The 25,550-nt window shown below is 41.2% G+C and carries 24 protein-coding genes; 13 read left to right on the top strand and 11 right to left on the bottom strand.

What is annotated here, in order from left to right:
* Nucleotides 1-44: 44 nt before the first annotated feature.
* Nucleotides 45-1,490, bottom strand: coding sequence for a D-alanyl-D-alanine carboxypeptidase/D-alanyl-D-alanine endopeptidase (gene dacB / locus G327_RS0116240; protein WP_019615857.1), 1,446 nt, complete (start codon nucleotides 1,488-1,490; stop codon nucleotides 45-47).
* A 242-nt stretch (nucleotides 1,491-1,732) separates the two neighbouring features.
* On the opposite strand from dacB, the gene pyrB reads away from it, so the two are divergent.
* The 3 genes from pyrB (at nucleotide 1,733) to rraA (ending at nucleotide 3,866) form a co-directional block, all read left to right on the top strand.
* Entirely contained in the window at nucleotides 1,733-2,668 is a 936-nt protein-coding gene (gene pyrB, locus G327_RS0116245) for an aspartate carbamoyltransferase (protein WP_019615858.1), read from the top strand.
* 8 nt (nucleotides 2,669-2,676) lie between these two features.
* On the top strand, nucleotides 2,677-3,132 hold the full coding sequence (pyrI, locus tag G327_RS0116250; RefSeq protein WP_026339404.1) for an aspartate carbamoyltransferase regulatory subunit: 456 nt from the start codon (nucleotides 2,677-2,679) through the stop codon (nucleotides 3,130-3,132).
* A 212-nt stretch (nucleotides 3,133-3,344) separates the two neighbouring features.
* Nucleotides 3,345-3,866 carry a ribonuclease E activity regulator RraA gene (rraA, locus tag G327_RS0116255; protein WP_019615860.1) on the top strand — a complete coding sequence of 174 codons (522 nt, stop codon included), beginning with the start codon at nucleotides 3,345-3,347 and terminating at the stop codon, nucleotides 3,864-3,866.
* A gap of 102 nt (nucleotides 3,867-3,968) precedes the next feature.
* Here rraA and G327_RS0116260 read toward each other — a convergent pair whose 3' ends face one another.
* The 4 genes from G327_RS0116260 to G327_RS0116275 all read right to left on the bottom strand — a co-directional run bounded on the left by G327_RS0116260 (nucleotide 3,969) and on the right by G327_RS0116275 (nucleotide 6,895).
* Nucleotides 3,969-4,199 (bottom strand): cell division protein ZapB, encoded by a 231-nt coding sequence (locus G327_RS0116260; RefSeq protein WP_019615861.1) that lies wholly within the window; start codon nucleotides 4,197-4,199, stop codon nucleotides 3,969-3,971.
* A 354-nt stretch (nucleotides 4,200-4,553) separates the two neighbouring features.
* Nucleotides 4,554-5,333 (bottom strand): serine O-acetyltransferase, encoded by a 780-nt coding sequence (cysE, locus tag G327_RS0116265; RefSeq protein WP_019615862.1) that lies wholly within the window; start codon nucleotides 5,331-5,333, stop codon nucleotides 4,554-4,556.
* A gap of 2 nt (nucleotides 5,334-5,335) precedes the next feature.
* The gene (locus tag G327_RS0116270) at nucleotides 5,336-6,289 is read right to left on the bottom strand and encodes a cation diffusion facilitator family transporter (RefSeq protein ID WP_019615863.1); all 954 of its coding nucleotides are present in this window, start codon (nucleotides 6,287-6,289) and stop codon (nucleotides 5,336-5,338) included.
* 141 nt (nucleotides 6,290-6,430) lie between these two features.
* Nucleotides 6,431-6,895: a Spy/CpxP family protein refolding chaperone gene (locus G327_RS0116275; RefSeq protein WP_019615864.1), complete on the bottom strand. Its 465-nt coding sequence runs from the start codon at nucleotides 6,893-6,895 to the stop codon at nucleotides 6,431-6,433.
* A gap of 286 nt (nucleotides 6,896-7,181) precedes the next feature.
* Here G327_RS0116275 and G327_RS0116280 point away from each other — a divergent pair, with 286 nt between their 5' ends.
* The 3 genes from G327_RS0116280 (at nucleotide 7,182) to trmL (ending at nucleotide 9,809) form a co-directional block, all read left to right on the top strand.
* Entirely contained in the window at nucleotides 7,182-7,889 is a 708-nt protein-coding gene (locus G327_RS0116280) for a response regulator (RefSeq protein WP_019615865.1), read from the top strand.
* An 88-nt stretch (nucleotides 7,890-7,977) separates the two neighbouring features.
* Nucleotides 7,978-9,327 carry an ATP-binding protein gene (locus tag G327_RS0116285; RefSeq protein ID WP_019615866.1) on the top strand — a complete coding sequence of 450 codons (1,350 nt, stop codon included), beginning with the start codon at nucleotides 7,978-7,980 and terminating at the stop codon, nucleotides 9,325-9,327.
* 17 nt (nucleotides 9,328-9,344) lie between these two features.
* Nucleotides 9,345-9,809 carry a tRNA (uridine(34)/cytosine(34)/5-carboxymethylaminomethyluridine(34)-2'-O)-methyltransferase TrmL gene (trmL, locus tag G327_RS0116290; RefSeq protein WP_019615867.1) on the top strand — a complete coding sequence of 155 codons (465 nt, stop codon included), beginning with the start codon at nucleotides 9,345-9,347 and terminating at the stop codon, nucleotides 9,807-9,809.
* A 55-nt stretch (nucleotides 9,810-9,864) separates the two neighbouring features.
* Here trmL and G327_RS0116295 read toward each other — a convergent pair whose 3' ends face one another.
* The 4 genes from G327_RS0116295 to xerD all read right to left on the bottom strand — a co-directional run bounded on the left by G327_RS0116295 (nucleotide 9,865) and on the right by xerD (nucleotide 14,914).
* Complete coding sequence (locus G327_RS0116295) at nucleotides 9,865-11,283, bottom strand: transporter substrate-binding domain-containing diguanylate cyclase (RefSeq protein WP_019615868.1); 1,419 nt, start codon at nucleotides 11,281-11,283, stop codon at nucleotides 9,865-9,867.
* A gap of 39 nt (nucleotides 11,284-11,322) precedes the next feature.
* A complete protein-coding gene (recJ, locus tag G327_RS0116300; RefSeq protein WP_026339405.1) occupies nucleotides 11,323-13,047 on the bottom strand; it encodes a single-stranded-DNA-specific exonuclease RecJ in 1,725 nt (574 codons plus the stop codon).
* A 107-nt stretch (nucleotides 13,048-13,154) separates the two neighbouring features.
* Entirely contained in the window at nucleotides 13,155-13,910 is a 756-nt protein-coding gene (dsbC, locus tag G327_RS0116305) for a bifunctional protein-disulfide isomerase/oxidoreductase DsbC (RefSeq protein ID WP_019615870.1), read from the bottom strand.
* Between the two features lie 107 nt (nucleotides 13,911-14,017).
* Complete coding sequence (gene xerD / locus G327_RS0116310) at nucleotides 14,018-14,914, bottom strand: site-specific tyrosine recombinase XerD (RefSeq protein ID WP_019615871.1); 897 nt, start codon at nucleotides 14,912-14,914, stop codon at nucleotides 14,018-14,020.
* 36 nt (nucleotides 14,915-14,950) lie between these two features.
* On the opposite strand from xerD, the gene fldB reads away from it, so the two are divergent.
* Both fldB and G327_RS0116320 read left to right on the top strand, forming a co-directional pair.
* The gene (fldB, locus tag G327_RS0116315; protein WP_019615872.1) at nucleotides 14,951-15,469 is read left to right on the top strand and encodes a flavodoxin FldB; all 519 of its coding nucleotides are present in this window, start codon (nucleotides 14,951-14,953) and stop codon (nucleotides 15,467-15,469) included.
* 327 nt (nucleotides 15,470-15,796) lie between these two features.
* On the top strand, nucleotides 15,797-17,293 hold the full coding sequence (locus G327_RS0116320; RefSeq protein WP_019615873.1) for a DUF3360 family protein: 1,497 nt from the start codon (nucleotides 15,797-15,799) through the stop codon (nucleotides 17,291-17,293).
* Nucleotides 17,294-17,420: 127 nt separating this feature from the next.
* Here G327_RS0116320 and G327_RS0116325 read toward each other — a convergent pair whose 3' ends face one another.
* Nucleotides 17,421-17,927 (bottom strand): glycine cleavage system transcriptional repressor, encoded by a 507-nt coding sequence (locus G327_RS0116325; RefSeq protein WP_019615874.1) that lies wholly within the window; start codon nucleotides 17,925-17,927, stop codon nucleotides 17,421-17,423.
* A 400-nt stretch (nucleotides 17,928-18,327) separates the two neighbouring features.
* Here G327_RS0116325 and focA point away from each other — a divergent pair, with 400 nt between their 5' ends.
* The 4 genes from focA (at nucleotide 18,328) to rlmA (ending at nucleotide 23,295) form a co-directional block, all read left to right on the top strand.
* The gene (gene focA, locus G327_RS0116330) at nucleotides 18,328-19,197 is read left to right on the top strand and encodes a formate transporter FocA (protein ID WP_019615875.1); all 870 of its coding nucleotides are present in this window, start codon (nucleotides 18,328-18,330) and stop codon (nucleotides 19,195-19,197) included.
* 41 nt (nucleotides 19,198-19,238) lie between these two features.
* On the top strand, nucleotides 19,239-21,524 hold the full coding sequence (gene pflB / locus G327_RS0116335) for a formate C-acetyltransferase (protein WP_019615876.1): 2,286 nt from the start codon (nucleotides 19,239-19,241) through the stop codon (nucleotides 21,522-21,524).
* Between the two features lie 160 nt (nucleotides 21,525-21,684).
* Complete coding sequence (pflA, locus tag G327_RS0116340; protein ID WP_019615877.1) at nucleotides 21,685-22,425, top strand: pyruvate formate lyase 1-activating protein; 741 nt, start codon at nucleotides 21,685-21,687, stop codon at nucleotides 22,423-22,425.
* A gap of 45 nt (nucleotides 22,426-22,470) precedes the next feature.
* A complete protein-coding gene (gene rlmA, locus G327_RS0116345) occupies nucleotides 22,471-23,295 on the top strand; it encodes a 23S rRNA (guanine(745)-N(1))-methyltransferase (protein WP_019615878.1) in 825 nt (274 codons plus the stop codon).
* A gap of 276 nt (nucleotides 23,296-23,571) precedes the next feature.
* Here the strand turns inward: rlmA and yfbV are convergent, their stop codons facing one another.
* Nucleotides 23,572-24,021, bottom strand: a complete 450-nt coding sequence (gene yfbV, locus G327_RS0116350) for a terminus macrodomain insulation protein YfbV (protein ID WP_019615879.1) — start codon at nucleotides 24,019-24,021, stop codon at nucleotides 23,572-23,574.
* A 266-nt stretch (nucleotides 24,022-24,287) separates the two neighbouring features.
* On the opposite strand from yfbV, the gene G327_RS0116355 reads away from it, so the two are divergent.
* Nucleotides 24,288-25,487: an acetate kinase gene (locus G327_RS0116355; protein WP_019615880.1), complete on the top strand. Its 1,200-nt coding sequence runs from the start codon at nucleotides 24,288-24,290 to the stop codon at nucleotides 25,485-25,487.
* The last annotated feature ends 63 nt before the right edge of the window (nucleotides 25,488-25,550 follow it).

The following is a 25,550-nucleotide window of genomic DNA, read 5'->3' on the forward strand; positions in this document are numbered from 1 at the left end:
CACTGCAGAAGTGGAACTCATCATTTTTTCAAAAAAAGCCTGGTTTACTTCGTCACTGCAGAAGTGGAACTCATCATTTTTTCAAAAAAAGCCTGCTCAAAATGATATTTAGGCTCTGTTTTATTTTTGCCGCTACTCTCTGTGTTATAACCATTTAAAATTAAAACAAAAAGCCTGTCTCCCTGAAGGCTTTTCACTATACCTAATAAATTAGTAACCCCTTTCATAGATCCAGTTTTAGCAATAATTTTGCTTTTAAACAGATCCCTGCGCAGGGCCTGATGATACTGCAGCGTTCCGTCTATCCCGGCTACCGAGAAAGTAGATAATAAATTCAATTTATTATCGTTTAAATACACATAGTTAAGCACAGACATAAACAGTTCCGCACTCATTAAATTGTGACGGGATAAACCGGAGCCGTCAGCTAAGTAAGCATTTTCTAAATCAATACCATGCTCGAGTAATATCAGTTTAAGCGCCTGCCCGCCGTTACGGAAATTACCCGATGTATTAAAGTAAGCCGCACCTAGTGTTTTAAACAGACTGTCCGCAATTAAGTTATCGGACTCCTTCATCATTGTTCGTAACATCTCACTCAGAGCAGGCGAATGATGACTAACGAGAATCTGCTCTTTTATGTCCTTTTTATTCGAATTGTCCAGTTTCACCTGACCGCTGATTTTTATGCCCGCTTTTTGTAATTCATCGCTAATTATCTGCTGCGCATACTCAAAAGGATCATTAACCGCAAAGGCCAAAGGGAATGCCCGATTGCGGGGCACCATACATCCCCACAGGTGATAACGGTTCTGACTGTTACGAGTGACCTCAAGATCACAGAACTGCTCTTCCCGCTGCTGAGCAGTAACGACAGACACATCACTGCTGATATCGACCGGCTCATAACTTGGAATATACAGGGTGGCTTTCTCTGCATCTGATTTAGATAAGCTTAAATTACCTAAGACACAGTTTTTATTAATAACAATAGCGCTCGAAGGAGCGGTATAACAAACACCTAAATCATTCCAGGCTTGACCATTGCTCCACTGATAACCATTAAAATGAGTTTCATTGAGGAGCAGATCTCCATTAATCTGTTTAATATTCAAGCGCTTTAATGAATTAAGCATAGTAGATATATCAGCTCTCAACAGGGTCGGATCACCAACAAAACGAAAGGTAAGATCCCCCTGATAACTGCGCCTGCTTATTCTGCTTTTCTGACCTTCGATAGTGGTCTGATAACGAAAATCATCGCCAAGATAAAGTTTTGCGGCAGCCGCCGTCAGCAGTTTCTGCATACTGGCAGGTGTACGTAAAATTTCCTGCTGAGATTGTGTTATGACACGTTTTTTCAACGGATCAGTAACAATATATGAAAGCTGCGTACCTTTAGGTAATAAAGAATGTAAAGCAGACCATTGTTCAGCAGACAAATTAAACGGCAGAAGAAAAACAATAAAACAAAGAAAATAACGAGTCATAACAAAATTCCAGTAACAGCAGAAATTCCATCATAACGCCAATCGCCTGCAAACCCAATTTCCACACCTATAATTAATTAATATTATTAGCTGCCCCCCTCTTTTCCTTACTTCTTTTTATCTGCAATATTTTCTGTAACTGTATTGTAAAATACTGAACTTAGGCTGTTAAAGCTGCAGAATTCATCCGGAGGCGGTGGTATAATTTTTCTACCTTCACTCGTTACCGTGAGTCTGAAACTATGAATAATCCGCTATACCAGAAAAACATTATCTCAATCGCCGATCTATCCCGAACAGATCTTGAACTTATTCTACAAACCGCCCATTCCTTAAAACAAAAACCACAGCCTGAACTGTTAAAAAATAAAGTTGTTGCCAGCTGCTTTTTTGAAGCATCAACACGCACCCGTCTTTCCTTTGAAACCGCAGTGCAGCGCTTAGGCGGCAGCGTGATTGGTTTTGACAGCGGCGGCAATACCTCATTAGCACAAAAAGGCGAAACACTGGCAGACTCTGTTAAAGTGATCGCCTCTTATGCAGATGCATTTTTTATGCGCCACCCGCAGGAAGGAGCGGCACGTCTGGCATCTGAATTTACTGAGATTCCGGTAATTAATGGTGGTGATGGCGCGAATCAGCATCCGACGCAGACCTTGCTGGACTTGTTTACCATTTATGAAACACAAGATACCTTAGACAGTCTTAATATTGCTTTTGTCGGGGATCTGAAATACGGAAGAACAGTACATTCACTTGCACAGGCCCTGTCACTGTTCAACTGTAACTTCTTTTTTATAGCCCCCGACGCATTAGCGATGCCGGACTACATTCTGGAAGAGCTGACAGATAAAGGCATTAACTACTCGGTACACGCCAGCATAGAAGAAGTCGTGGATTCACTGGATATTCTGTACATGACCCGCGTACAAAAAGAACGCTTTGATGAGACAGAATATCAGCATATAAAATCTGCATTTTTATTAAATGCACAGATGCTCACGAATGTTCGTGATAATTTAAAAGTACTGCACCCTTTACCGCGTATTGATGAAATTCATAATAATGTAGATGACACCCCCCATGCGTATTATTTTCAGCAGGCGCAAAATGGTGTTTATGCACGACAGGCATTACTTGCCTTACTGTTAACAAACCAGTTTCAAGTAGAGGTTTAAAGACAATGATGCAGAAAAAATTACAAGTTGAAGCAATTCAACACGGCTCAGTAATTGATCATATTCCTGCTCAGCAGGGAGTTAAAATACTGAAATTCTTTAAATTTACCCAGACCAATGAAAAAATAACTATCGGTCTCAATTTATCGACACACAATGGTAAAAGTAAAGATCTGATTAAAGTTGAGAACACCTTTATCAGTGATGAGCAGGCCAATCAGCTGGCACTGTTCGCTCCTAATGCCACAATAAATCAGATAAAAGATTTTAAAGTGGTCAATAAATTTCCGGTACAGCTGCCGTCTTCATTTATCGGCGTCTTAGCCTGCCCGAACAGCAATTGTATAAGCCATAATGAACCGGTAAAAACGCGTTTCTACGTTAATAACAAAACGACTTTAAAACTGAAATGTCATTACTGTGAAAAGTCCTTTCAACGTTCATTTTTTACAGAGCTGGATTAAATAAGCCCCCCTCCAGAACTGTCCCCCTTCCGCAGCGGTCCGGGGACAGCGATTGATTTTCATCAAGCAAAGTATAAAACTGTGTTTTTGCCCCTAAAAACAAGATTGTAAAAGAACAAGTTCGGTTTATACTTATAATCAATCACTTGGATCGTTCATATATTCAAGTAGCATAGGTACTACTACCTTTCTAATCATAGGCGAGCCTGATAATGCAATATAATACTTCTCTTCTTTGCGATATTTATGCCGACACCGTTGATGTTGTTGAACCTCTATTAACAAACTTTGGTGGTCGTAGTTCTTTTGCCGGTGAAGTTGTCACCATCAAGTGTTTTGAGTCTGTAGGGCTGATTTACAAAGCCCTGGAAGAAAACGGGGCAGGTAAGGTTCTGCTCATTGACGGCGGAGGCTCATTACGCCGAGCGCTAATTAACGCGCATATTGCAGAGCTTGCCGTTGAAAACGCCTGGGAAGGCATTGTTGTCAACGGCTGTGTTCGAGAAGTGGATATTCTTGAAGAGTTAGATCTCGGTATTCAGGCAATTACCGCCATTCCGGTTGGAGCAGAAGATTCTGATATTGGTGAAACGAATGCCCCGGTTAACTTTGCCGGTGTGACTTTCCTACCTGAAGACATTCTTTATGCCGACAGCACCGGCATTATTATTTCACCAGAGCCTTTAGAGACTGATGGCGCAGATGACAATGAAGAAACAGAAGAAGTAGAATAAATATCTGTTCGCAAATATTAAAAAGCCCGCTTAACTGCAGTTAAGCGGGCTTTTTTGTATTTAGAAAACTAACAGCTTTTTAACACGGCTGCACGAAATAACCTATACAGTTTCTTCGGCTTGTTCGATTTTACCAACTAGCGCGCTTAAACGAGACTGCCACTGCTGGTGCTCTTCGCTTAGCTTGATATTCTCAGCCTGTAATAAACCGTTCTTTTCCGCCAGGCTTCGTTTGTCTTCTTTTAATTCTTCAACTTCCATCTGCAGTAATGCAATTGTATCAACTGCATTCTGGATTTTGCTTTCTAATTTTTCTAATAGATCTAATGTCATCACTCGCCCCTAAAAAGAATGCATGTCATTTGACATGGTTAATGTTCGTTTAATTCTGTGAGAATAAGCATTACCGTTTGCTTATTCAACCATTGTTTTTAATTTGTCAGCAATATTATAGGATTCTCGAGAAATTACAGAGTTCATACTGCTATTTTATTATCTAATTGAAGTTAGTCAGCCGAGGTTACAGTATTTTAGGAAAGTAAATGCTTGTTTACCATCCATTATATAAAGATCCCCCTTACGGCTAAGGGCGCTGTTTAGGTTAGTGAAGGTATATAAATTAATGAACAAAAAGAGAGATGCTAATCTGACCATCAGCTGAAAATACTGGTCAGATAGACGATTTTATTACAGATCCTGTTCCATCGAAAGCGACGGCATCTCGCAGGACGGACGCCCGACAATTTTAGCGGGGACTCCGGCAACCGTTGTATGAGCAGGAACGGCATCTAAAACAACGCTGCCCGCACCTATTTTGGCACCGATACCTATCTCAATATTCCCTAATACTTTCGCACCGGCTCCAATCATTACTCCCTGACGAACTTTAGGGTGACGATCTCCACCAGCTTTACCAGTCCCCCCTAAAGTAACTCCCTGCAGTAATGATACATTATCTTCAATCACGGCAGTTTCACCGACAACAACCCCGGTAGCATGGTCAAACATAATACCCTGACCGATAGTCGCGGCTGGATGGACATCAACACCAAACAGCTCAGAGCTGCGGTTTTGTAAATATAACGCTAAAGGAATGCGTTTTTCTTTCCATAACCAGTTTGCAACACGATGCACCTGAATAGCATGAAAACCTTTTAAATACAGCAGTGGTGTTGAATAATCTTCAACAGCCGGATCTCGGTCCTGCACTGCGATAATATCCGCCATGGCGGCATTAACAATCTGCGGTGATTTGCTGAAGGCTTCGTCAATCACTTCACGCATCAGAATTGCAGGCATAGTATGACAGTCTAAACGGTTTGCCAGCTGGTAACTTAACCCTGTTTTTAAGCTGTGATGGTTTAAAATGGTTGAATGAAAAAAGCTTGCTAAAATTGGCTCATTTGCAGAAAAACTGCGCGCTTCTTCCCTGATTTTTTCCCATAGCTGCTGTTGAACCGCTTCCATTATTAAGCATCCTTACTGAAATTGACTGGCTCTGTTTCAAATTGTAGTTTTTCATTCTGTTTTTCTAACGGCACAACAGAAAGAGGATCCAGATGAATAAGAATATCCGCATGCGGGAATATCCCTTCCAGGGCTGCCTCTAACTTATCCGCCTTGCTATGTGCATCAAATAAACTCTGATCATCATCAAGCTCTAAATGCAGCTGAATAAATTTGGTATTACCCGACTGCCTGGTACGCAGATCATGTACGCCGCGTACACCCGGTATATGATAGGCCATTTTAATAATTTGTTCTTCTTCGACTTTCGGCAGCTGCTTATCCATTAAGGCATTAATGGACTGTGTTCCTATTTCCCAGGCACCATGCAGGATATATAAACTAACCGCAATAGCAAAAAGCCCATCTGCCCAATGCCAGCCCATACCGGCTAAGATTAATGCCAGCAGCACTGCACCATTCAGTGCAATATCCGTTCGATAATGCAGTGAATCAGCCTTTATCGCCATACTGCCTGTTTTTTTCACAATATAAGACTGAAATGAAACCAGCGCAAAAGTGACGATCACCGAGAAAATCATCACCGCGATCCCAACATTAGAGGCGACAATCTGATTGCCGTTAACTAACGCAGAAATACCATTGATCATCAAGAATACAGAAGAACCGGAAATAAATGCAGCCTGCGCCAAGCCTGCGAGACTTTCCGCTTTACCATGACCAAAACGATGGTCATCGTCAGCAGGCTGGAGCGCTATTTTAATTGCAAAGAGGTTGATAATCGAAGCCATAACATCCATTAACGAGTCAGTTAATGCAGCTAAAATACTTGAAGAACCGGTCATTATCCAGGCAGTTAATTTAACGATGATTAATAAAGAGGCAGCAGCGACAGCAGCCCGCCCGGCAAGCTTAACTAAACGTCCATACTCTTCTTTAGTGAGATTGTTGTGCAAAAAAACACCTTCAATAGATCAGTTTTATGAAGGCGTAATTATACCCGTTATCAATCAAGATGCAAAAATCGGCACTCGGTGGATAAGCCGCCCAGAAAACATAACGGCTATATAAACAATTTATTTGTTACAGCAGTCGAATTATTTTCTAGCCTGCTGAGCCCGTTTATCTCTTTTTTCCTGCATTTTCTGCTGGTGCTGCTCAAACAGAAGATCCATTTTCCCCTGCTGCTCCGGGGTCAAAGAATGGTAAACCTCAAAGGTCATCTGCATTCTCTTCAGCTGAACCTCTTTTCTTAGGGCGTTTTTCTCATCAATTAAAGCACTCGCCTGCGTTTCATCAAAGTCAGGGGCTTTCATTATTTCCATCTGACGCTCATGAAAAGCTCCTTCATTATTACTTATGATTTTTTTATCACTGCGATACCCCTGCATAATAGTTTTAATGTCAGCCTGCTGCTCAGGAGTCAGGTCCACTTGTTTAAGCATTCCTTTGAAAGGCATACCGTGGTGCGTGCCCTTGCCCCCAGGCTTCGCATAAACGGTAGAAAAAGTAAGAGGAACAATCACACTCGCCAGCAGCATTTTTTTAAAGAATGAATTCATAATATTCTCCTGTCATTAATGTCTTTGACTATAATTAGTCATTTATACAAGTATAAAACAGCATTGCCAGGACAACGTAAGATCTGGGTAATGTTGTGTAAAGAAGTGTAAATATTCTTACAAATGACTTAAAATACTGTTTAATACTCACATCAATAAAACATGCATTACGCTTACAACTAACTCTTTACTACGAATGGATTTGAATTAGAGATGAATTTTATTTTACTTTAGCCTCTTTATAAGTGACTTATCCTTATGCCGAGGTATTTTACAAGGTCACAACATGAAAAATCTACTCCTAATTGATGATGACAAAGAACTTGTTTCTTTACTTGCCGAATTTTTATCTCTGGAAAACTTCAATATCGACACGGCTTTTGATGGTGAAACAGGTTTGCAGAAAGCATTGACAGGCAGCTATGACCTGATTTTGTTAGATGTAATGATGCCCCGCATGAACGGTTTTGAAATGTTAAAGCTGTTACGTCAAAAAAGTGAAATTCCTGTATTAATGCTTACCGCCAAAGGCGATGAAATCGATAAAGTATTAGGACTTGAAATGGGTGCTGATGATTATCTGGCAAAACCATTCAGTGAGCGCGAACTGCTTGCCCGCATCCGTGCTATCTTACGTCGTACACAGCACAAAAGTGCAGAAGTCCACAGTAAAATATCACATTTAGACATAGAGCTTTTCCCTACTCAACAGCAGGCTGTCTGCCAGGACTTTACTATTGAATTAACCGGTACTGAGCTGCTGCTGCTGGAAAAATTCCTGCATAACCCTGGAGAGTTATTTTCAAAAGCAGAGCTTAGCGAACAGGTCCTAGGTAAAAAATTACAGCCTTTTGACCGCAGCATTGATATGCATTTAAGTAATCTTAGACGCAAGTTACCCGCTAGACTTGACGGTCAGACTCGTGTTAAAAACTTCAGAGGACGTGGTTACATGTGGTTAGAAGGTGATGTAATAGCTAAGGAAGCTAGTTAATACTAACTTCTATAGTTTGGCGTCTTTAGCTGTTTAGCCGGCGCCTAATTTACTGCTATAGTAGAGTCTTTGGTAATAGGATTCTACTGTGCGGCTGACTTCATTTAATTCATTATTCATCAAAATATTTTTAGCCTTCTGGTTATTAATACTGCTCCTTACAACCGCATTAATTTTATTACCCAAGCTTGACGGACGCCAGCTGCAGCCGCTTACAAAAATTGACAGGATCATCTTAAATAAAGAAAAACATCGTATTCATCGGTATATCGAACGCCACCCGGAAGCAAGCGCTGTGCAGTTAATAAACTCAGATCCTAGAAGAAGCTCCCGAAATATTTTTTTCACAGATGCATCCGGCCGTTTGGTTAATGACCGCGCTCCAAGAAAAATACGTCAGTTCATTATTGACAGTAATGAACCGCAAACCCCTTTAAAAAAAGTAAATAAAAGTAAAACCTATTTAGGCCCGGTACTAGTCAAATATAAACAGCAGTCTCTGTTTCTCTATGTATCAGTTCCGAATAGAAAAAAGTCACTGGCCTTAATTGAGTGGTTAATTGACAATCCGCTGCTGCTGCTTATCACCGCCTTATCGGTCAGCACACCGTTGTGCGCATTTTTATCATGGCATTTAACCCATCCACTACGTCAGTTAAAAGAGGTTGCCAATCAAGTTGCTCAAGGGGATCTGGATACACAATTCCCTGAAATCAAAAACAGTGATGAAATTACCCAACTGGCCAGCTCCATGCAGCTGATGGTGAGTTCGTTAAAAAATATGCTTAATAACCAGCAGCGCCTGCTCAGTGACATTTCCCATGAACTACGTTCCCCGTTAACGCGCTTAGGCCTTGCCCTTGCGATCAATAAAAAACACGCAGGAGACAGTAAAGAGCTGCAGCGGATCGAGCTTGAAACACAAAGAATTGAGCTGATGATTGCAGAAATGCTCAATCTCTCCCGCATCCAGTTAACTCACGACAAGAAAGATAATATTGCATTAAATGAATTCTTAGAAGATTTATTACTGGACGCTAAATTTGAAGCCGGTGAATACGGAAAAACCTTTACCTATCCAGAATTAGCCTCCACTGCAATCAACATTTATCCGGAACTTGCCTACCGGGCGATAGAGAACATTATTCGTAATGCCATCAAATACGCCAGACAAACAATTTCTGTCTATATAACCGTAACTCCATCAACAATCACTTTAACCATTAAAAATGACGGCGAATTAATTCCAGAAAGCGAACTGACTAATATTTTTCGCCCTTTTTATCGTCTCAATGAATCCAGAGACAGGGAGACGGGCGGGGTCGGTTTAGGTTTGAGTATTGCTGAAAATGCCATGCTTAAACACGGTGGTAAAATTTGGGCAGAAAATATTGATAAGCAGGTATGTATGCATTTACAATTCCCGCGTTTTTCATAATATAAGAAGTAAATAAAATGATTGAAGTCGCTCTGTTTGAACCTGAAATTCCACCGAATACAGGTAATATTATCCGTTTATGTGCAAATACGGGCTGTGTATTACATTTAATTGAACCGTTAGGATTTGATCTGGATGATAAAAAAGTACGCAGAGCCGGGCTTGATTATCATGAAATGACCCATGTTTATCGCCATAAAGATTATCAGGCATTTTTAACCGCAACTGCCGGAAAAAGAATTTTTGCCTGTACCACAAAAACCACAACATTTCACAGTAACGCAGCTTTTCAGTCTGGAGATGTTTTACTGTTCGGCCCGGAAACTCGCGGTTTACCTGCAGAGATTTTAGATGTACTGCCGCTTGAACAAAAGCTGCGTATTCCAATGAAGGCGGAAAGCCGCTCCATGAACCTGTCTAATGCAGTCTCCGTCTTTGTTTATGAAGCCTGGCGCCAGCTTGATTTTGACGGGGCCGTATAAAAACGGCTCCTGCTGTTAAAGGGGCTTATTTCCCTTAACAGCATGTTTATAGAGCTTAAGAGGCAGATACTTGATTAGATCCGGATTTTTTTGCGCAGTACAGAGCATCATCAGCACGGTTCAGGCATTTTTCAACTGATTCATTATCATTAAACTGAACAACACCAAAGCAGGCTGTCTGTCCGCCTCCCACTGAAAAAGCAAACCGCTTAACTGCTGCTCTTATCTCTTCAGCCTGCCTCTCCGCTTCGTTAAAGCTGGTTTCCGGGCAGACAATTAAAAACTGCCCGCCTCCCCAGCGCCCTAAGACATCACCGCTCTGCAGTCTGCTGATTAATAAACCGCTAAACTCAACTAATACCTTATCTGCCTGCAGATAACCAAAATTATCATTAATCCGCTTAAAGTGGTCTATATCAACTAGAATCAGGCAGCATCTGGTTTTATAACGCTGACTATGGGCAATTTTCAAACGTAATAGCTTATCCAGATAAAGACGGTTACTGCAGCCTGTCAATTTATCCGTTTGTGAAAGCTCAATTAACTGCTGGTCATGATTCTTTAATAAACTGCGGCGGTACAAAAAGAAAGCGATAATTAGAACAATCAGAAAGAGTGAGACACGCATACGTTCAGAAGAGGAACGGTCGATATATTTATACTGTACCCATTTCGATAATATCTGATGGCGTTCCTGGGTTGTTTCGCTTTTTTTTACTTTATTAATAATATTCCATAATATCGGTTTATCGCGGTTAACAAACAGAGTTAACTGCATATGGATATCAGTAATACCAACAACACGCAGTTCATAAAGACCCAACTGCGCCATCTGATAACTAGCCTCCGCCATACTTAATAAAACCACATCATATTTATCATCTGCAACACCCAGCAATGCTTCATTTATTGAATCGACTTTCACAAAGTCAATATCCGGATAATTTGCAATAATTTCCTGCCCGTATCCGCTTTGCCCCATCACCGCAATACGCAGGTCCTTGACAGCATTTAAGTCAGTAATATGGTGAATATCACCGCGGGCAATCATCACTACCGGATTTTCAATAGTACTGTAAGTCGCACGATACTGTTTTTCGATTTGCGGGTTAGAAGTGCTGCCGGAAATAATATCAGCTTTCTGCACCTTGCCGAGTTCTATGGTATTACTCCAGCTGTTGGTATTAGTAACTTCAAACTTTAAGCCTGATTTTTCTGAAATCAGTGTTAAAGTTTCAGCCACAATACCGACAAACTGTCCGTCTTCATCAAAACCTTCATAGGGAAACCAGGCGGGAGCACCTATCACACTGACGGTCGGGTTATCCTGTATCCAGCTCAGTTCCTGCTCACTAAAAACAAGCTCACTTTGCTCGGTGACATAACTGTCTGACTCCTGCGCATAGAGCGTTTTTTCCGATGCCGTAAGCTGCATCGAAAACGGGATCAAAAATAATAAAAAGAGTAATCGCAAAAAATTTTCCTTGTCTTTAATAAATCGACTTGTTTACGGTTAAGGGGTCTCGGGTTGTAATAACTCCACTATTATCTGCACTGTACGATTCCCTCTGAACTCATTAATATCTAAACGGTAGGCGCAATAAACCTTTTTTACCAATGGATTAGGCCAAAAATCAAGGTCAACATTAAAAGCAATCGCATCAACCGCTTTACCGTCAATTTCAACTGTCATTTTTAGATGCTTAGCACCGACCAGACGCTGCTGTAACAGCTTGAATGAACCGTCAAACAGCGGTGCGGGAAATCCCTGTCCCCAAGGACCGGCATCCCGCAGTTCCAGTGCCTGCTCCAGACTGAACTGACTTGAATTTAGCTGTCCGTCCGACAAAATAACATTGTTTAATAACTCCGAATCAACCTGTTCATTTAAAACTTCATTTAAGGTTTTCTCAAACAGTTTAAAATCCAGCTCCTTCAGAGAAAGACCAGCAGCCATTGCGTGCCCGCCGAATTTTAAAATCACATTGGGAATTTTTTTATCAACCAGATCCAGCATATCGCGAATATGCACACCGGGTATGGAACGGGCAGAGGCTTTTATCTGACCGTTACCCGCTTTAGCAAACGCGAAAGTGGGCCGGTAATAACGTTCTTTAATTCGCGAAGCAACCAGGCCGATCACACCTTGATGCCAGTCAGCTTCAAACAGGCAGATAGCATGGGGAATATTATTTTCATCGACGGTCAAGCCGGCCAGGGTTTTTAACGCTTCATCCTGCATGCCCTGCTCAATTTCACGGCGGGACTGGTTTAACGCATCAAGTTCGTTAGCAATGATGTTCGCTCGTTCCGGGTTTTCACAGAGAAGCAGCTCAACCCCGCAGCTCATTTCATCTAAGCGCCCGGCTGCATTTAACCTGGGGCCCAGTGAAAAACCTAAGTCAGAAGCAACAAGCTGTGCCTGATTTCGTTTAGCAACACTGATTAAAGCACTAATTCCGGGGCGGCAGACACCGGCACGAATTCGGGCTAATCCCTGCTGTACTAAAGTGCGGTTATTAGAGTCCAGAGTTACCACATCAGCAACCGTTCCTAAAGCGACAATATCTAATAAAGATGCCAGGTTCGGTGCTTTAATATTTTCAAAATACCCCTTATTGTTCATAAATGAACGCAGTGCCAGCATAATATAAAAGGCCACGCCGACCCCCGCTAGATTTTTACTGGGGAAATCACAACCGCATTGGTTCGGGTTAACAATGGCGTCGGCAGCGGGTATCTCTTCACCAGGAAGATGATGATCTGTTACTAAGACCTGCAGGCCTTTATCTTTTGCATGTTTAACACCGGGAATACTAGAAATACCGTTATCAACAGTCATCAGCACCTGCGCGCCTTTTTCTATTGCCAGGTCAACTATTTCAGGGCTTAAGCCGTAACCGTAATCAAAGCGGTTGGGGATAAGGTAATCAATATTACTAAAACCTAGTGCGCGTAGTGCTAAAATACTCAATGCTGTGCTCGTCGCACCATCGGCATCAAAGTCTCCGACAACAATTATTTTCTGTGATGATAATAATGCCTGATAGAGCAGTTCACAGGCTTCATTTATCCCTTTTAACTGACTGGCGGCTAATAAGTTTCTGGTGCTGTTGTCCAGTTCGAGCGCACTATTGATGCCGCGATTGGCATAAAGCTGTTTTAACAGCGCTGAGCAGGAAAGATTAAGGAAACCACAATCAACTGGGATTCTAGTTTTTACTTGAATTGGGGTCATAAATAAAACCATTGCTCCGGTTAAACTATGCAATTGGTTTAAACTGCACGCTAATAAAATACCGTGCAGTTTATTCTGATTATCAGGAGATAAAAAGTACTATGAATTTATTTTTGCTCTAACGCCTGAATTAATCTATTTGCCGGTAAATACCCTGGCTTAAGCGAACCGTCTTCTAAAATAATTGCCGGAGTGCCCTTCACGCCGAAAAACAGACCTAACTCATATTGTTCTTTTACTGTATTTTTACAGGTTTTATATTCCGGCTGCTTGCCGCCTTTAGCAAGGTTCATGGCTGTCGTAGGATCATCTGCACACCAGATTGAAACCATTGTATTGTACGTAGCAGTATTAATGCCGCCCCGCGGGAAAGCTAAATAACGAACAGTAATGCCTAATTTATTATAATCTTCAATTTCTGCATGCAGCTTGCGGCAGTAACCACAACTTGTATCAGTGAAGACAGTAATAACATGTTTTTCATTTTCTGCTTTATAAACAATCATGTCTTTCTCAAAAGCCTGCAGCTTATTGAGATTAGCTGATATTTTATCTTTGCTCAGTTTAGCGCGTTTCTGCTCTGTCAGGTTATGCATCTGATTATCTAAATCATAAATATTGCCATGCACCAGGTATTGAGTATCCTCACTAACATAATAAATATCTCCACCTGCAGTCACTTCATATAAACCGTCAACCGTTGACTTGCTGATTGAATCAGCCGGGATATTTAAGATCTGCATTTTTGCTGCGATCTTTTCTGAGATCTCTTTCGAAACTGGTTCAGCGGCAGATGTGAAAGAAGAAAAACTGGTTAAAACAAATAAACAGGCGACACCTGTTTTAGAAAAAATAGTCCGCATAAAAACCTCAAGTTGATCATAAAATCAGGAAAAAATATTAACATTCATAATTATGCCTAGAACGAACTTAATTGTGAATGTTTAAATTTTGTAACAACTATTTAATGCTATGCTCTTGGATGATGATCCTGATGTAAATCCTTTAACCTGTCCTGCGCAATATGAGTGTATATCTGTGTTGTAGACAAATCACTATGGCCTAATAACATCTGCACTACCCGTAAGTCCGCACCATAATTTAACAAATGAGTGGCAAAAGCATGACGTAATACATGGGGGGATAATGCCTCTTTATCTATCCCGCATACCTGAGCATAAAATTTAATGCGATGCCAGAAGGTCTGCCTTACCATTATTTTCGCTCGTCGGCTGGGAAATAAAATATCACTGCTTTGCCCTTTTAACAGCTCTGCCCGCGCCTCTTCAAGGTAGCGTTCGACCCAGTAAACCGCCTCTTCACCTAAAGGAACCAGCCGTGTTTTATTACCTTTACCTGTAATACGCACCACCCCCTGCTGCAGGTTGATCTCCTCCATGGTTAAACCAACCAGTTCAGTAACACGCAGCCCCGTTGCATATAAAAGCTCTAACATGGCTTTATCGCGAAACTGCACCACATCGCTAAGTTCCGGAGCAGATAACAAACCGTCAACTTCAGACTCAGATAAAGACTTAGGCAGGGGTTTTATGGTTTTAGGGCTTTGCAGTTTTGCGCTGGGGTCATCTTCCCGGATTTTCTCCCTGCATAAATACTGATAAAAACGGCGTAAAGCACTCATTAAACGGGCAGTTGAACTATTTTTGTATTCTTTGTCGCAGTTTAATCTAAAACTGAAATAATCACTTAAATCCGAAAAATCGGCATTAGTTAATGTCCGGCTGTTATTATGCAGAAAATCTTCAACCAGACGCAGATCATGACGATAGGAATCCAGTGTGTTTTTTGACAACCCTCGTTCCAGCCATAATGAATCTAAAAATTGGTCAATAGTTAATTCTTCCATTAAACTCTCCCCTTCTTTACTGCTAAGGTTTTAATTATGAAAATTGGTTTATTTTACGGTTCCAGCACTTGTTATACAGAAATCGCAGCTGAAAAAATTCAAGCCTGCATAGGTGCAGACCTAGTGGATGTATTTAACATAAAAACCGAGCCGCTTAGCAAGATAAATAACTATGACATCCTTATTCTCGGTATTTCTACCTGGGATTACGGCGAATTACAGGAAGACTGGGGAGCAATCTGGAATGAACTTGAGTCAGTTAATGTGTCCGGCAAGATAATCGCACTATACGGCTTGGGTGATCAGGAAGGTTATGGAGAATGGTTTATTGATGCTGTTGGTATGCTCCATGAACAGTTATCTCCGCAGGAACCGAAGTTTGTCGGTTACTGGCCGACAGAGGGATATCGGTTCAGTGCATCTAAAGCATTAACAGCAGACAGCAGACAGTTTATGGGACTGGCACTTGATGAAGACTCTCAGTATGAGCTTAGTGATGAGCGTATCGAGCAGTGGTGCTTACAGATTTTACAAGAAATCGAGTTATTACTGTAAATCTGCTTATCTAATAATAAACAGCAGCAAGACACAACCGCTTAAATTTTGACTTTGTTGATCGAAATACGATCAACAAAGCTGCTAAAAGCCAATTTTTTACATCGAAGATCACATTTCCAGCATTACTTTTTAGTTATTTAATTTCAGCATCGTTACTATCCTGATCCAGATCAACCTGATTTAAAACGTATTCGTTAAGCTACGCGACCAATAAAATTGGAAATAGCTGGTCGTTTTATATATTAGCGCCTCATTTACCAGTTAAGCCCTATTACCTAATTCTTTTAAAATTAAAACACTCTAACCGTAAGGGAGTACCCGATTATGTCGGATGAAAAACAAACTAAGAGTTATAGCGAACTGCATAAGCCGTCAAGTGAATTTGCAACTCGTTCTGACTACTTAGATCACGAACTACAAATAATGAAGCCGCGCCGCTTTGGTTTAAACCTGCCTGGTCGTGACTTCCGCTTTGAGTGGGAAGATCTTGTTCCAGCAATCGCCGGTACCATTGGTATTATTGCAATGTACTCTGCGGTAATGATGTCCTGGGCTGACGGTCTAACTGAAGCCTGGCCGCATATCACCCTTGGTAAAGAGTTTGCCATCGAAGTTGCTCGTGTAGAGATGCTTATTCCTGCATTACTTTTCTGTATTATCGCATCAGGTTTTCTTAATCCGCGCGCTAACTTAGCGGGTAACCACGGCCCAATGATCCCGTTAATCGGTGCAATTGCACTGGCGGGTGCCCATCCCCTTGCTCTGGCATTGTTATTAGGTGTATTTGGTCTGTTACTTAGTTACTTTAAAGGTGGTTCAAAACTGGTTAACTTAACCAGTGAAGGGGTTGCCGGCGGTTTATTGGTCTTCTTAGGTTTCACCGGTGCATTTAGCCAGATTGGTCAAATTCAAAGCTGGGCTAAAGGCATCGATATGGGGCATGTTGGTTTAATCGTACTTGCTGTTAATGTTATCCTTTATGCATTCCTTGCTAAAATCAACAAGCGCTGGTTAGCAATCCCTGCATGTGCAATCACAGGTTTAGTGCTGGCATTAGCATTAGGTGCAGGCTTTGACCTTCAGTTCAATACTGAAATGGGTCTTCCTAACCTTAACCCAGTTTACTGGTGGGGCAGCACAACAGAAGGCTGGATGTTAGGTCTGCCTAACCTTGAGCACTTCATCGCTTCACTGCCGTTTGCAATCTTAGCTGTTGCAATGTGGTCGCCAGACTTCCTAGGTCACCGTATTTTCCAGGAATTAAACTACCCGAGAAACACTGAAAAAGTGTTGATGGATGTTGATGACACAATGACTATGTGTTCTATTCGTCAAATGGTAGGTACAGCAGTGGGTGGTGGTAACATTACGTCATCTTGGGGTACTTACATGATTCCGGCGGCAATCGCTAAACGCCCTATTCCAGGCGGTGCAATCCTGCTTGGTTCTCTATGTATCATTATTGCGATCCTTGGTTTCCCAATGGATGCGGCTGTATGGCCTCCAGTAATGCGTATTGCGCTGCTTGTTGGTGTATTCTTACCATTACTTGAAGCGGGTATGCAGATGATTAAAAATACTAAAGACTCGCAGTCTGCCGGTATCTGTATCTTCTCTGCAGCTGTACTAAACCCAGTATTAGCTTGGGCATTAACTATGTTATTAGATAATAACGGCTTAATTGGTGATAAAGAGCGTGCGACTAAACTTTCGTTCTTAGATAAAATCGTTATTCCTGGCGGCGTATTAATTATCTGTTTACTCGCGATGCTTGCAGTTGGTATGTTTGAGGGTCAATACGGTCTTCCAGCCCTTCTTTAATAGTTTGCGGTGAATATTAGAAAGGCGCCTGTCAAACAGGCGCCTTTTTTTTAGCTTTTTTACTGACAAAAAATAAAAAAGCCGACTAGTACAAGCTAGTCGGCCTTTTTCTATTCAGGCTATTAATTTAAGCTTGAGCACGCAGATCAATGACTAAATCAGTATCTATCTCCTGCAGAGAACTAATCAGCTGCTCCTTATTAAAGCTGTTTGAGACAGCGATCTTAAACTGGCTGGTGAATACCGTACCGCCGATATCAGGCAGCCCTAAACGATGGCACTGCATATCTTCAACTTTAATACTGTTTTCACTGAGCACCTGTGAAATCTGGCTAACTAGACCTGGACGATCTTTAGCATCAATACTTAAGTTTAAGTGTGTTGATCTGGTCTGAGAAACGCTGCCCTGTTCAACTGCCTCAACCTGAATCTCTAACGCTTTGAATTCATTAACCAGCGTTTCAACATTCTCCGCTTTAATTTCGATTTTAATCAATCCGGCAAAATAATCATCTATATGGCTGATTCGACTGTTTAACCATTTTCCATCTAAAGCATGGGTTTTTTCTGATAATACTTTTACTAAGTCAGTTTGATTTGAGCCGCTAACTGTGACCATTATTTGAACATTCATAAACTTACTCCCATAGATGATTTACACGATTAAACGATAATTCATTGTTAATAAAAGAAACTTATACATCAAGTGTACATCTAATTAAATTATAAACCACGAATAAAATAAGCGTTATTTATCACTATTGAAAAGAAGTTAAAATAAGATCTGCAGCAGCTTTGTAAATCACGTTTGTTCACCACATAGCGATGGTCGTCAAATACTGAATTTAGAAAAAAAACAACAATTATGAGTAAATAACTGCAGATTCGGTTAAAAAAACAGCTTTAAAAAGGAGTAAAAAAATAAATATGTAATAAAATTACAGGTTTCTTGCAAAAACTGACCTAGATCAACTTTACGGTAAAATCCATTTGTTAGACTCAATCCGCACTCAATAAGCAGGACTAAATATTCGATGCGAGCAGAAAATAAAATTGATGAACTACTTCCTCATCAAATCACCGAAAAAGCCGACAATGTGGCTTACAGCAAAGCAACCAAGGCCTTCCTGTCCGCTTTTTATCTTGCCATTACTGCCGGCATGTTTATCAGCCTAGCTTTCGTCTTTTACATCACAGTTACTACCGGCAGTCAGGATCTTGCATGGGGCATTAAAAACTTCATCGGCGGCATTGCATTCAGCCTAGGCCTTTTATTAGTCGTTGTTGTCGGCGGCGAGTTATTTACCAGTAATACACTTACCCTTATTGCCAAAGCCAGCCACCGGATCAGCACCGCACAAATGCTAAAAAACTGGGCGGTCGTTTACTTTGGCAACTATGTCGGCGCAACTTTTTTAGTATTCCTTATATTCTTTGCTGGTTTATATAACGCAGACAATGGACAATGGGGATTAACCGCATTACAAACAGCTCAACATAAACTGCATCATTCATTTACAGAAGCTGTCGCACTTGGTATTTTATGCAACATAATGGTCTGTCTAGCAATCTGGATGGCTTTTGGTGCGCGTACCATAACGGATAAAATGTTTGCGGTCCTTCTGCCGGTTGCAATGTTTGTCTCTTCTGGTTTTGAACACTGTATCGCAAATATGTTTATGGTACCGACAGGGATTCTTATTCACCATTACGCGCCGCCGGAGTTTTGGCTTGCAGTCGGCCGTAACGCCAGTGAATTTGCAGACATAACGACCATGAATTTTATACTTAACAACTTAATTCCCGTCACCATAGGTAATATTATCGGCGGCGGTGTAATTGTTGGTTTGATGCACTGGATGATCTATCTGCGTCCGGCACAAAAAAACAAAATAAATTTATAAGTACATTTAATTTTAATCTCTAACTATAAAGGTAAATCTTTATGACTAAACTTAACGAAGACTTTTTATCAGCATGGAACGGCTTTGCTGGTGATACTTGGAAAACTGAAGTTAATGTTCGTGACTTCATCCAAAAAAACTACACGCCGTTTGAAGGTGATGAAAGCTTCCTAGCAGATGCAACTCCAGCAACTGACACACTTTGGGAAAAAGTGATGGTTGGTATCAAACAGGAAAACAGCACACACGCTCCTGTTGATTTTGATACAGATGTTGTTTCTACAATTACTTCTCATGACGCGGGTTACATCAGCCAGGATCTGGAAACAATTGTTGGTTTACAGACTGAAGCACCGCTAAAACGTGCGATTATCCCTAACGGCGGTATTCGTATGATTGATGGTTCTTGTAAAGTTTATGGTAAAGAATTAGACGCAGGTATTCGTCAAACTTACTCTGAATTCCGTAAAACACACAACCAGGGTGTTTTTGATGTTTATACAGGTGATATCCTTAAATGTCGTAAATCAGGTGTATTAACAGGTTTACCTGATGCATACGGTCGTGGTCGTATTATTGGTGATTACCGTCGTGTTGCACTGTACGGAATCGACTTCCTAATGGCAGAGAAAGCATCTCAACACAAAAGTTTAGAAGCTGAATTAGTTGCTGGTTCTTCATTAGAAGACACAATGAAACTGCGTGAAGAGATCTTCGAGCAGTACCGTGCTTTAGGTCAAATGAAAGAGATGGCGGCTAAATACGGCAGCGATATCTCAGGTCCTGCGACTAACGCTAAAGAAGCAATTCAGTGGACTTACTTTGGTTACCTGGCTGCAATCAAATCTCAAAACGGCGCGGCAATGTCATTTGGCCGTACAGCTTCTTTCCTTGACATCTTCATCGAGAAAGACTTACAAGCTGGTGTTATCACTGAAACTGATGCTCAAGAGCTAATCGATCACCTGGTAATGAAACTGCGTATGGTTCGTTTCCTACGTACTCCTGAATATGATGATCTGTTCTCTGGTGACCCTATCTGGGCTACTGAATCTATCGGTGGTATGGGTGTTGATGGTCGTACGCTTGTAACTAAAAACAGCTTCCGTTTCCTACATACACAATACACTATGGGTCCATCTCCAGAGCCGAACATCACTGTTCTATGGTCTGAAGAGCTTCCAATCAACTTCAAAAAATACTGTGCAAAAGTATCTATCGATACTTCATCTATCCAGTATGAAAATGATGATCTGATGCGTAACGACTTCGACAATGATGATTACGCCATCGCTTGTTGTGTATCACCAATGATTGTTGGTAAGCAGATGCAGTTCTTCGGCGCGCGTGCAAACCTCGCTAAAACTCTTCTGTACGCAATCAACGGCGGCGTAGATGAAAAGTCTAAAGCACAGGTTGGTCCTCGTACTATCCCGGCAATCTCTGCTGAAGTTTTAGATTACGATGAAGTTTACTCAAACCTTGACCACTTCATGGACTGGTTAGCTGAGCAATATGTGACTGCACTTAACTGTATCCATTACATGCACGACAAATACAGCTACGAAGCGTCTCTAATGGCTCTTCATGACCGTGACGTTTCTCGCACAATGGCATGTGGTATCGCAGGTCTTTCAATTGCTGCTGACTCACTAGCTGCAATCAAATACGCAACTGTTAAACCAGTTCGTGACGAAGACGGCATTGCAACTGATTTTGAAATCGAAGGTGATTACCCTAAATTTGGTAATAACGATCCTCGTGTAGATGATATCGCTTGTGAGCTTGTTGAAAGCTTCATGAAGAAAATTCAATCGCGCCCAATGTACCGTAACGCACGTGCTACACAGTCTATCCTTACTATTACATCTAACGTTGTATACGGTAAGAAAACGGGTAACACTCCTGACGGTCGTCGTGCTGGTACTCCTTTTGCGCCAGGCGCAAACCCGATGCACGGACGTGATGAAAAAGGTGCGGTTGCATCATTAACATCTGTTTCTAAACTACCGTTCTCATACGCACAAGATGGTATCTCTTATACTTTCTCTATCGTACCGAACGCATTAGGTAAAACAGATGACGCACAAAAAGCTAACTTAGCGGGTCTAATGGACGGTTACTTTAAGCACACTCCTGAAATTGAAGGTGGTCAGCACTTAAACGTAAACGTAATGAACCGTGAAATGTTATTAGATGCAATGGAAAACCCTGAGAAATACCCTCAGTTAACTATCCGTGTATCTGGTTATGCAGTTCGCTTTAACTCGCTTACTCAAGAACAGAAAAACGACGTTATCGCTCGTACGTTCACAGCGACGTTATAAAAATAAAATTATTCAGGTAAACTTTTGAGTTTGCCTGTTATAATCAAGAAAGGTTTCATCTTTGCGGATGAAGCCTTTCTTTTTGTCTAGAATAAAGTGATTATTTCATTTGTTTTTCATGTGGAAACAAACGAAATAATCAGTTTCTTAGGGGTTTTTGATGTCAGTAATTGGACACGTTCATTCAGTTGAGACCTGTGGTACCGTAGATGGTCCAGGTATTCGTTTCATCATTTTTCTACAGGGCTGTCTGATGCGCTGTAAATACTGTCATAACCGCGATACTTGGGATATCGAAGGCGGCAAAGATATGAGTGTCGACGAACTAATGGCAGAACTTCTGCAGTATCGTCATTTCATGAATGCGTCAGGCGGCGGTATTACCATCTCCGGCGGTGAAGCGATGCTTCAGCCGGAATTTGTCAGAGCTATGTTCGAAGCTTGTCGTTTAGAAGGTATACATACCTGTCTAGATACCAATGGTTTTGTACGACGCATTGATCAAACAACCAAAAGTGTGCTTGATGTAGCAGACTTAGTTTTGTTAGATATCAAGCAGATGGATAATGAAAAGCACATCGATCTGACGCATGTAAGCAATAAATACACACTTGATTTTGCTAAATATTTAGCAGAGCAGAATCAACCTGTTTACCTGCGTTACGTGGTTGTTCCCGGTTATACCGACTGCGAAGAAGATGCGCATACACTGGGTAAATTTATTGCACCGATGAAAAATATCGAAAAGATTGAAATGCTGCCTTACCATGAACTCGGCAAACATAAGTGGACCGCAATGGGCGAGATCTATCCTTTAGACGGTGTACATCCTCCATCACGCGATACCATGGAAATTATCAAAAACATTCTTTTACAATACAATGACAACGTCATTTACTGATTTATCCCGGCAGGTAAGTTTTACCTGCCTTAACTGAGCCGCATTATGACCCCTTTTATCTGCCCGCTTTGCCAGACTGCCTTCTCAAAAACCAACAACACGCAAATCTGCGCTAATAACCACCATTTTGATATTGCCAAAGAAGGTTACTTAAACCTGCTGCCGGTGAATGCTAAAAACTCAAAAAATCCCGGTGATAATAAAGAGATGATGCAGGCAAGACGCGCTTTTTTAAATAGTGACGGCTATTTACCGCTTGCAGAAAAAGTCAGTGAATTAACCGCTGCATACCTGAAAGGTAAAGAACAGGCTCAGATCCTTGATTTAGGCTGTGGTGAAGGTTATTACACTGCACTTTTAGCTGAACATCTTCCCGAGCAGTTTATTATCAACGGCTTAGATATTTCCAAAGTAGCTGTACGTTATGCGGCAAAGCGTTATAAAAGCGTCAATTTCTGTGTCGCCAGTGCCTATGATGTACCGCTCCCTGATAGCAGCTTAGATGCCCTGATTCGAATTTATGCCCCTTCTCTTGACACTGAACTGCAGCGCTTAATTAAAGCAGAGGGTTATCTGATAACCGTCACCCCTGCCCCACGTCATCTACAGCAGCTGCGTGAAAAGATTTACCAGCAGGTTAACGACCACGCAGTAGAGAATTCTGCACCTTCAGGATTTATTAAAGTAGAACAGATAAACCTTAATTACCCGCTGCAGACAGATGATCCTGAAACGGTTAAAAATCTGATTAATATGACACCGTTTTCATGGAAGTTTAATGAGCAGAAAATGCAGGAGCTGCTAGCTGAAAAATCATGGTCGATTGAGTGTGATTTTAATCTCGAGATTTATCAAAAAGATAAAGAGTAAACGGATAAATAATAAAAACTAATTAATATGCTTTCATGTTGTGCTTAGGAATTTAACAAACACAAAAGCAGCGAAGTAAAATCTGATTTTTATGCAGGGTTCAGCAAAAACAACAACAGTAACGACAAGGTAATTACTTTTACATTAATATAACGTCGCATTTTCATCTGCAGATTTTACAGACAAAAAACGCCGAATTTACCAGCGCAGAAAAATAAGAAAACAAGGCCTGATTTATCCTCTAAAAAATCCCTGAAAAACAGTATTTAGCTATTCTTAAATCAGCTCATGATTTTGTAAAAAATTATCACCACCGATTTTAAAAGCATTTTTTAATAGTCTAGCCAGGTCTAGATACGAAGGCCTGATCAGCATTTCTTCCAGCTCACAGCGCTTACCGCTCAACTCACTCTGTATGGCGATATACCAGGGCAGCAGTTTGTTCGGTAATAATTCCTGCGAACGCTTACCTAGCCAGTATAAACCCTGAATCGGCAAGCCTAGTAAAAACAGGACAAAGGTCACAGTTATCGGCCAGACAAATAAAGACGGAAACAAAATATTCAATCCGACCACCAGCATCACAAAAGCAGGTACGGTCTTGATTAGCAGCTGAGTGTAATAAACTACTTTACTATCAATAAACAAGCAGTTTAATGTCGGCTGTTTAGGCCATGTTTTCAGGTAATGATCGCCTTGTTTAACGACATCTGTAAATAAGTTCAATAGCCCTCCGGATAACAATAAATAACGGCTGTAAATTAACACTAGCAAGAGTTTGCAGAATTGTTAATAAAAAATTTGATTTTAAATAATTTTTACCCCGATTGTAGATTGTCATTTTATTACATAAGCGTAGACTTCAGTAAAAATTATGTGAAGCAAATCACCCGCTCAAGAACATGAAATAACGGCGGACTGCACACATGGTAGCGTTTTCATCAGTTAGTCGGCTGATGACTATTATCTTAATTTATTTAGTGGAATTTTTCATGAGCAATAAACTAGTTCTTGTCCTTAATTGTGGTAGTTCTTCTCTCAAGTTTGCTGTTATCAATGCTAATAACGGTGATGAAATTATCAGCGGTCTTGCTGAATGCTTTAATCTTCCCGATGCGCGTATGAAGTGGAATATTTCAGGGAAGAAAGATGCAGCACATCTGCCTCCAAATAGCGCACATGCTGAAGCAATCTCTTATATTGTAGAAGAAATCATTAAAAATGAGCAGGGTCTTGCAGAACAATTTGTTGCTGTAGGACACCGTGTTGTTCATGGTGGAGAGAAATTTACTGAATCAGTCGTCATTACTCCTGACGTTTGTAAAAGCATTAAAGAGTGTGCTTCTTTAGCTCCTCTACATAACCCGGCAGCCATTATGGGCATTAAAGCAGCACGAGCAGCTTTCCCTGAACTACCACAAGTTGCTGTTTTCGACACCGCATTCCACCAGACAATGCCAGCATCTGCTTTTCTATACGCGCTGCCGTACCACCTCTATAAAGAGAAAGGTATTCGTCGTTACGGTATGCACGGAACAAGCCATCTGTTTGTCAGCCGTGAAGCAGCCCGCCTATTAGATAAACCTCTTGCAGAAACGAACGTTATCACAGCTCACTTAGGCAACGGCGGTTCTGTTTGTGCTGTAAAAAATGGTAAATGCGTTGATACAAGCATGGGCATGACACCACTTGCTGGTTTAGTCATGGGTACGCGTTGTGGTGATATTGACCCAAGTATTATTGAACATCTTGTTGCACGTGAAGGTTACAGCCCTGCCGGCGTAATGGACATTTTACAAAAACAGAGCGGCTTATTAGGTATTTCTGGTGTCTCAAGTGACTTCCGTGATATTCAAAGTGCTTGTGAAAAAGGCAATGAACAAGCAATATTAGCACGTGATATTTTCTGTTATCGTTTAGCTAAATATATTGCGGGTTATGCTGTACCGCTAGGTCGTATTGATGCGCTGGTATTCACTGGAGGTATCGGTGAGAACTCTGCCATGGTACGCGATAAAGTACTTAATCTATTATCCGTGTTTGGTTACCAGGTTGATAGCGAGAAAAATGAAACTACAATACTCGGCAAGAAAGGTACCATCACCACGGAAAACTCTCCAACAGCAATGGTTATACCAACCAATGAAGAGTGGGTGATTGCACAAGATTCAGCATCACTCGTTTCTGCTTAAACCATATTAATAACAAACTGGGGAGTTCGTGCTCCTCTTTTTTCCTTAAATTCTATCCATAAA

Origin of the sequence: Psychromonas ossibalaenae ATCC BAA-1528, from assembly GCF_000381745.1 — a bacterium.
Lineage (GTDB): Bacteria > Pseudomonadota > Gammaproteobacteria > Enterobacterales > Psychromonadaceae > Psychromonas > Psychromonas ossibalaenae.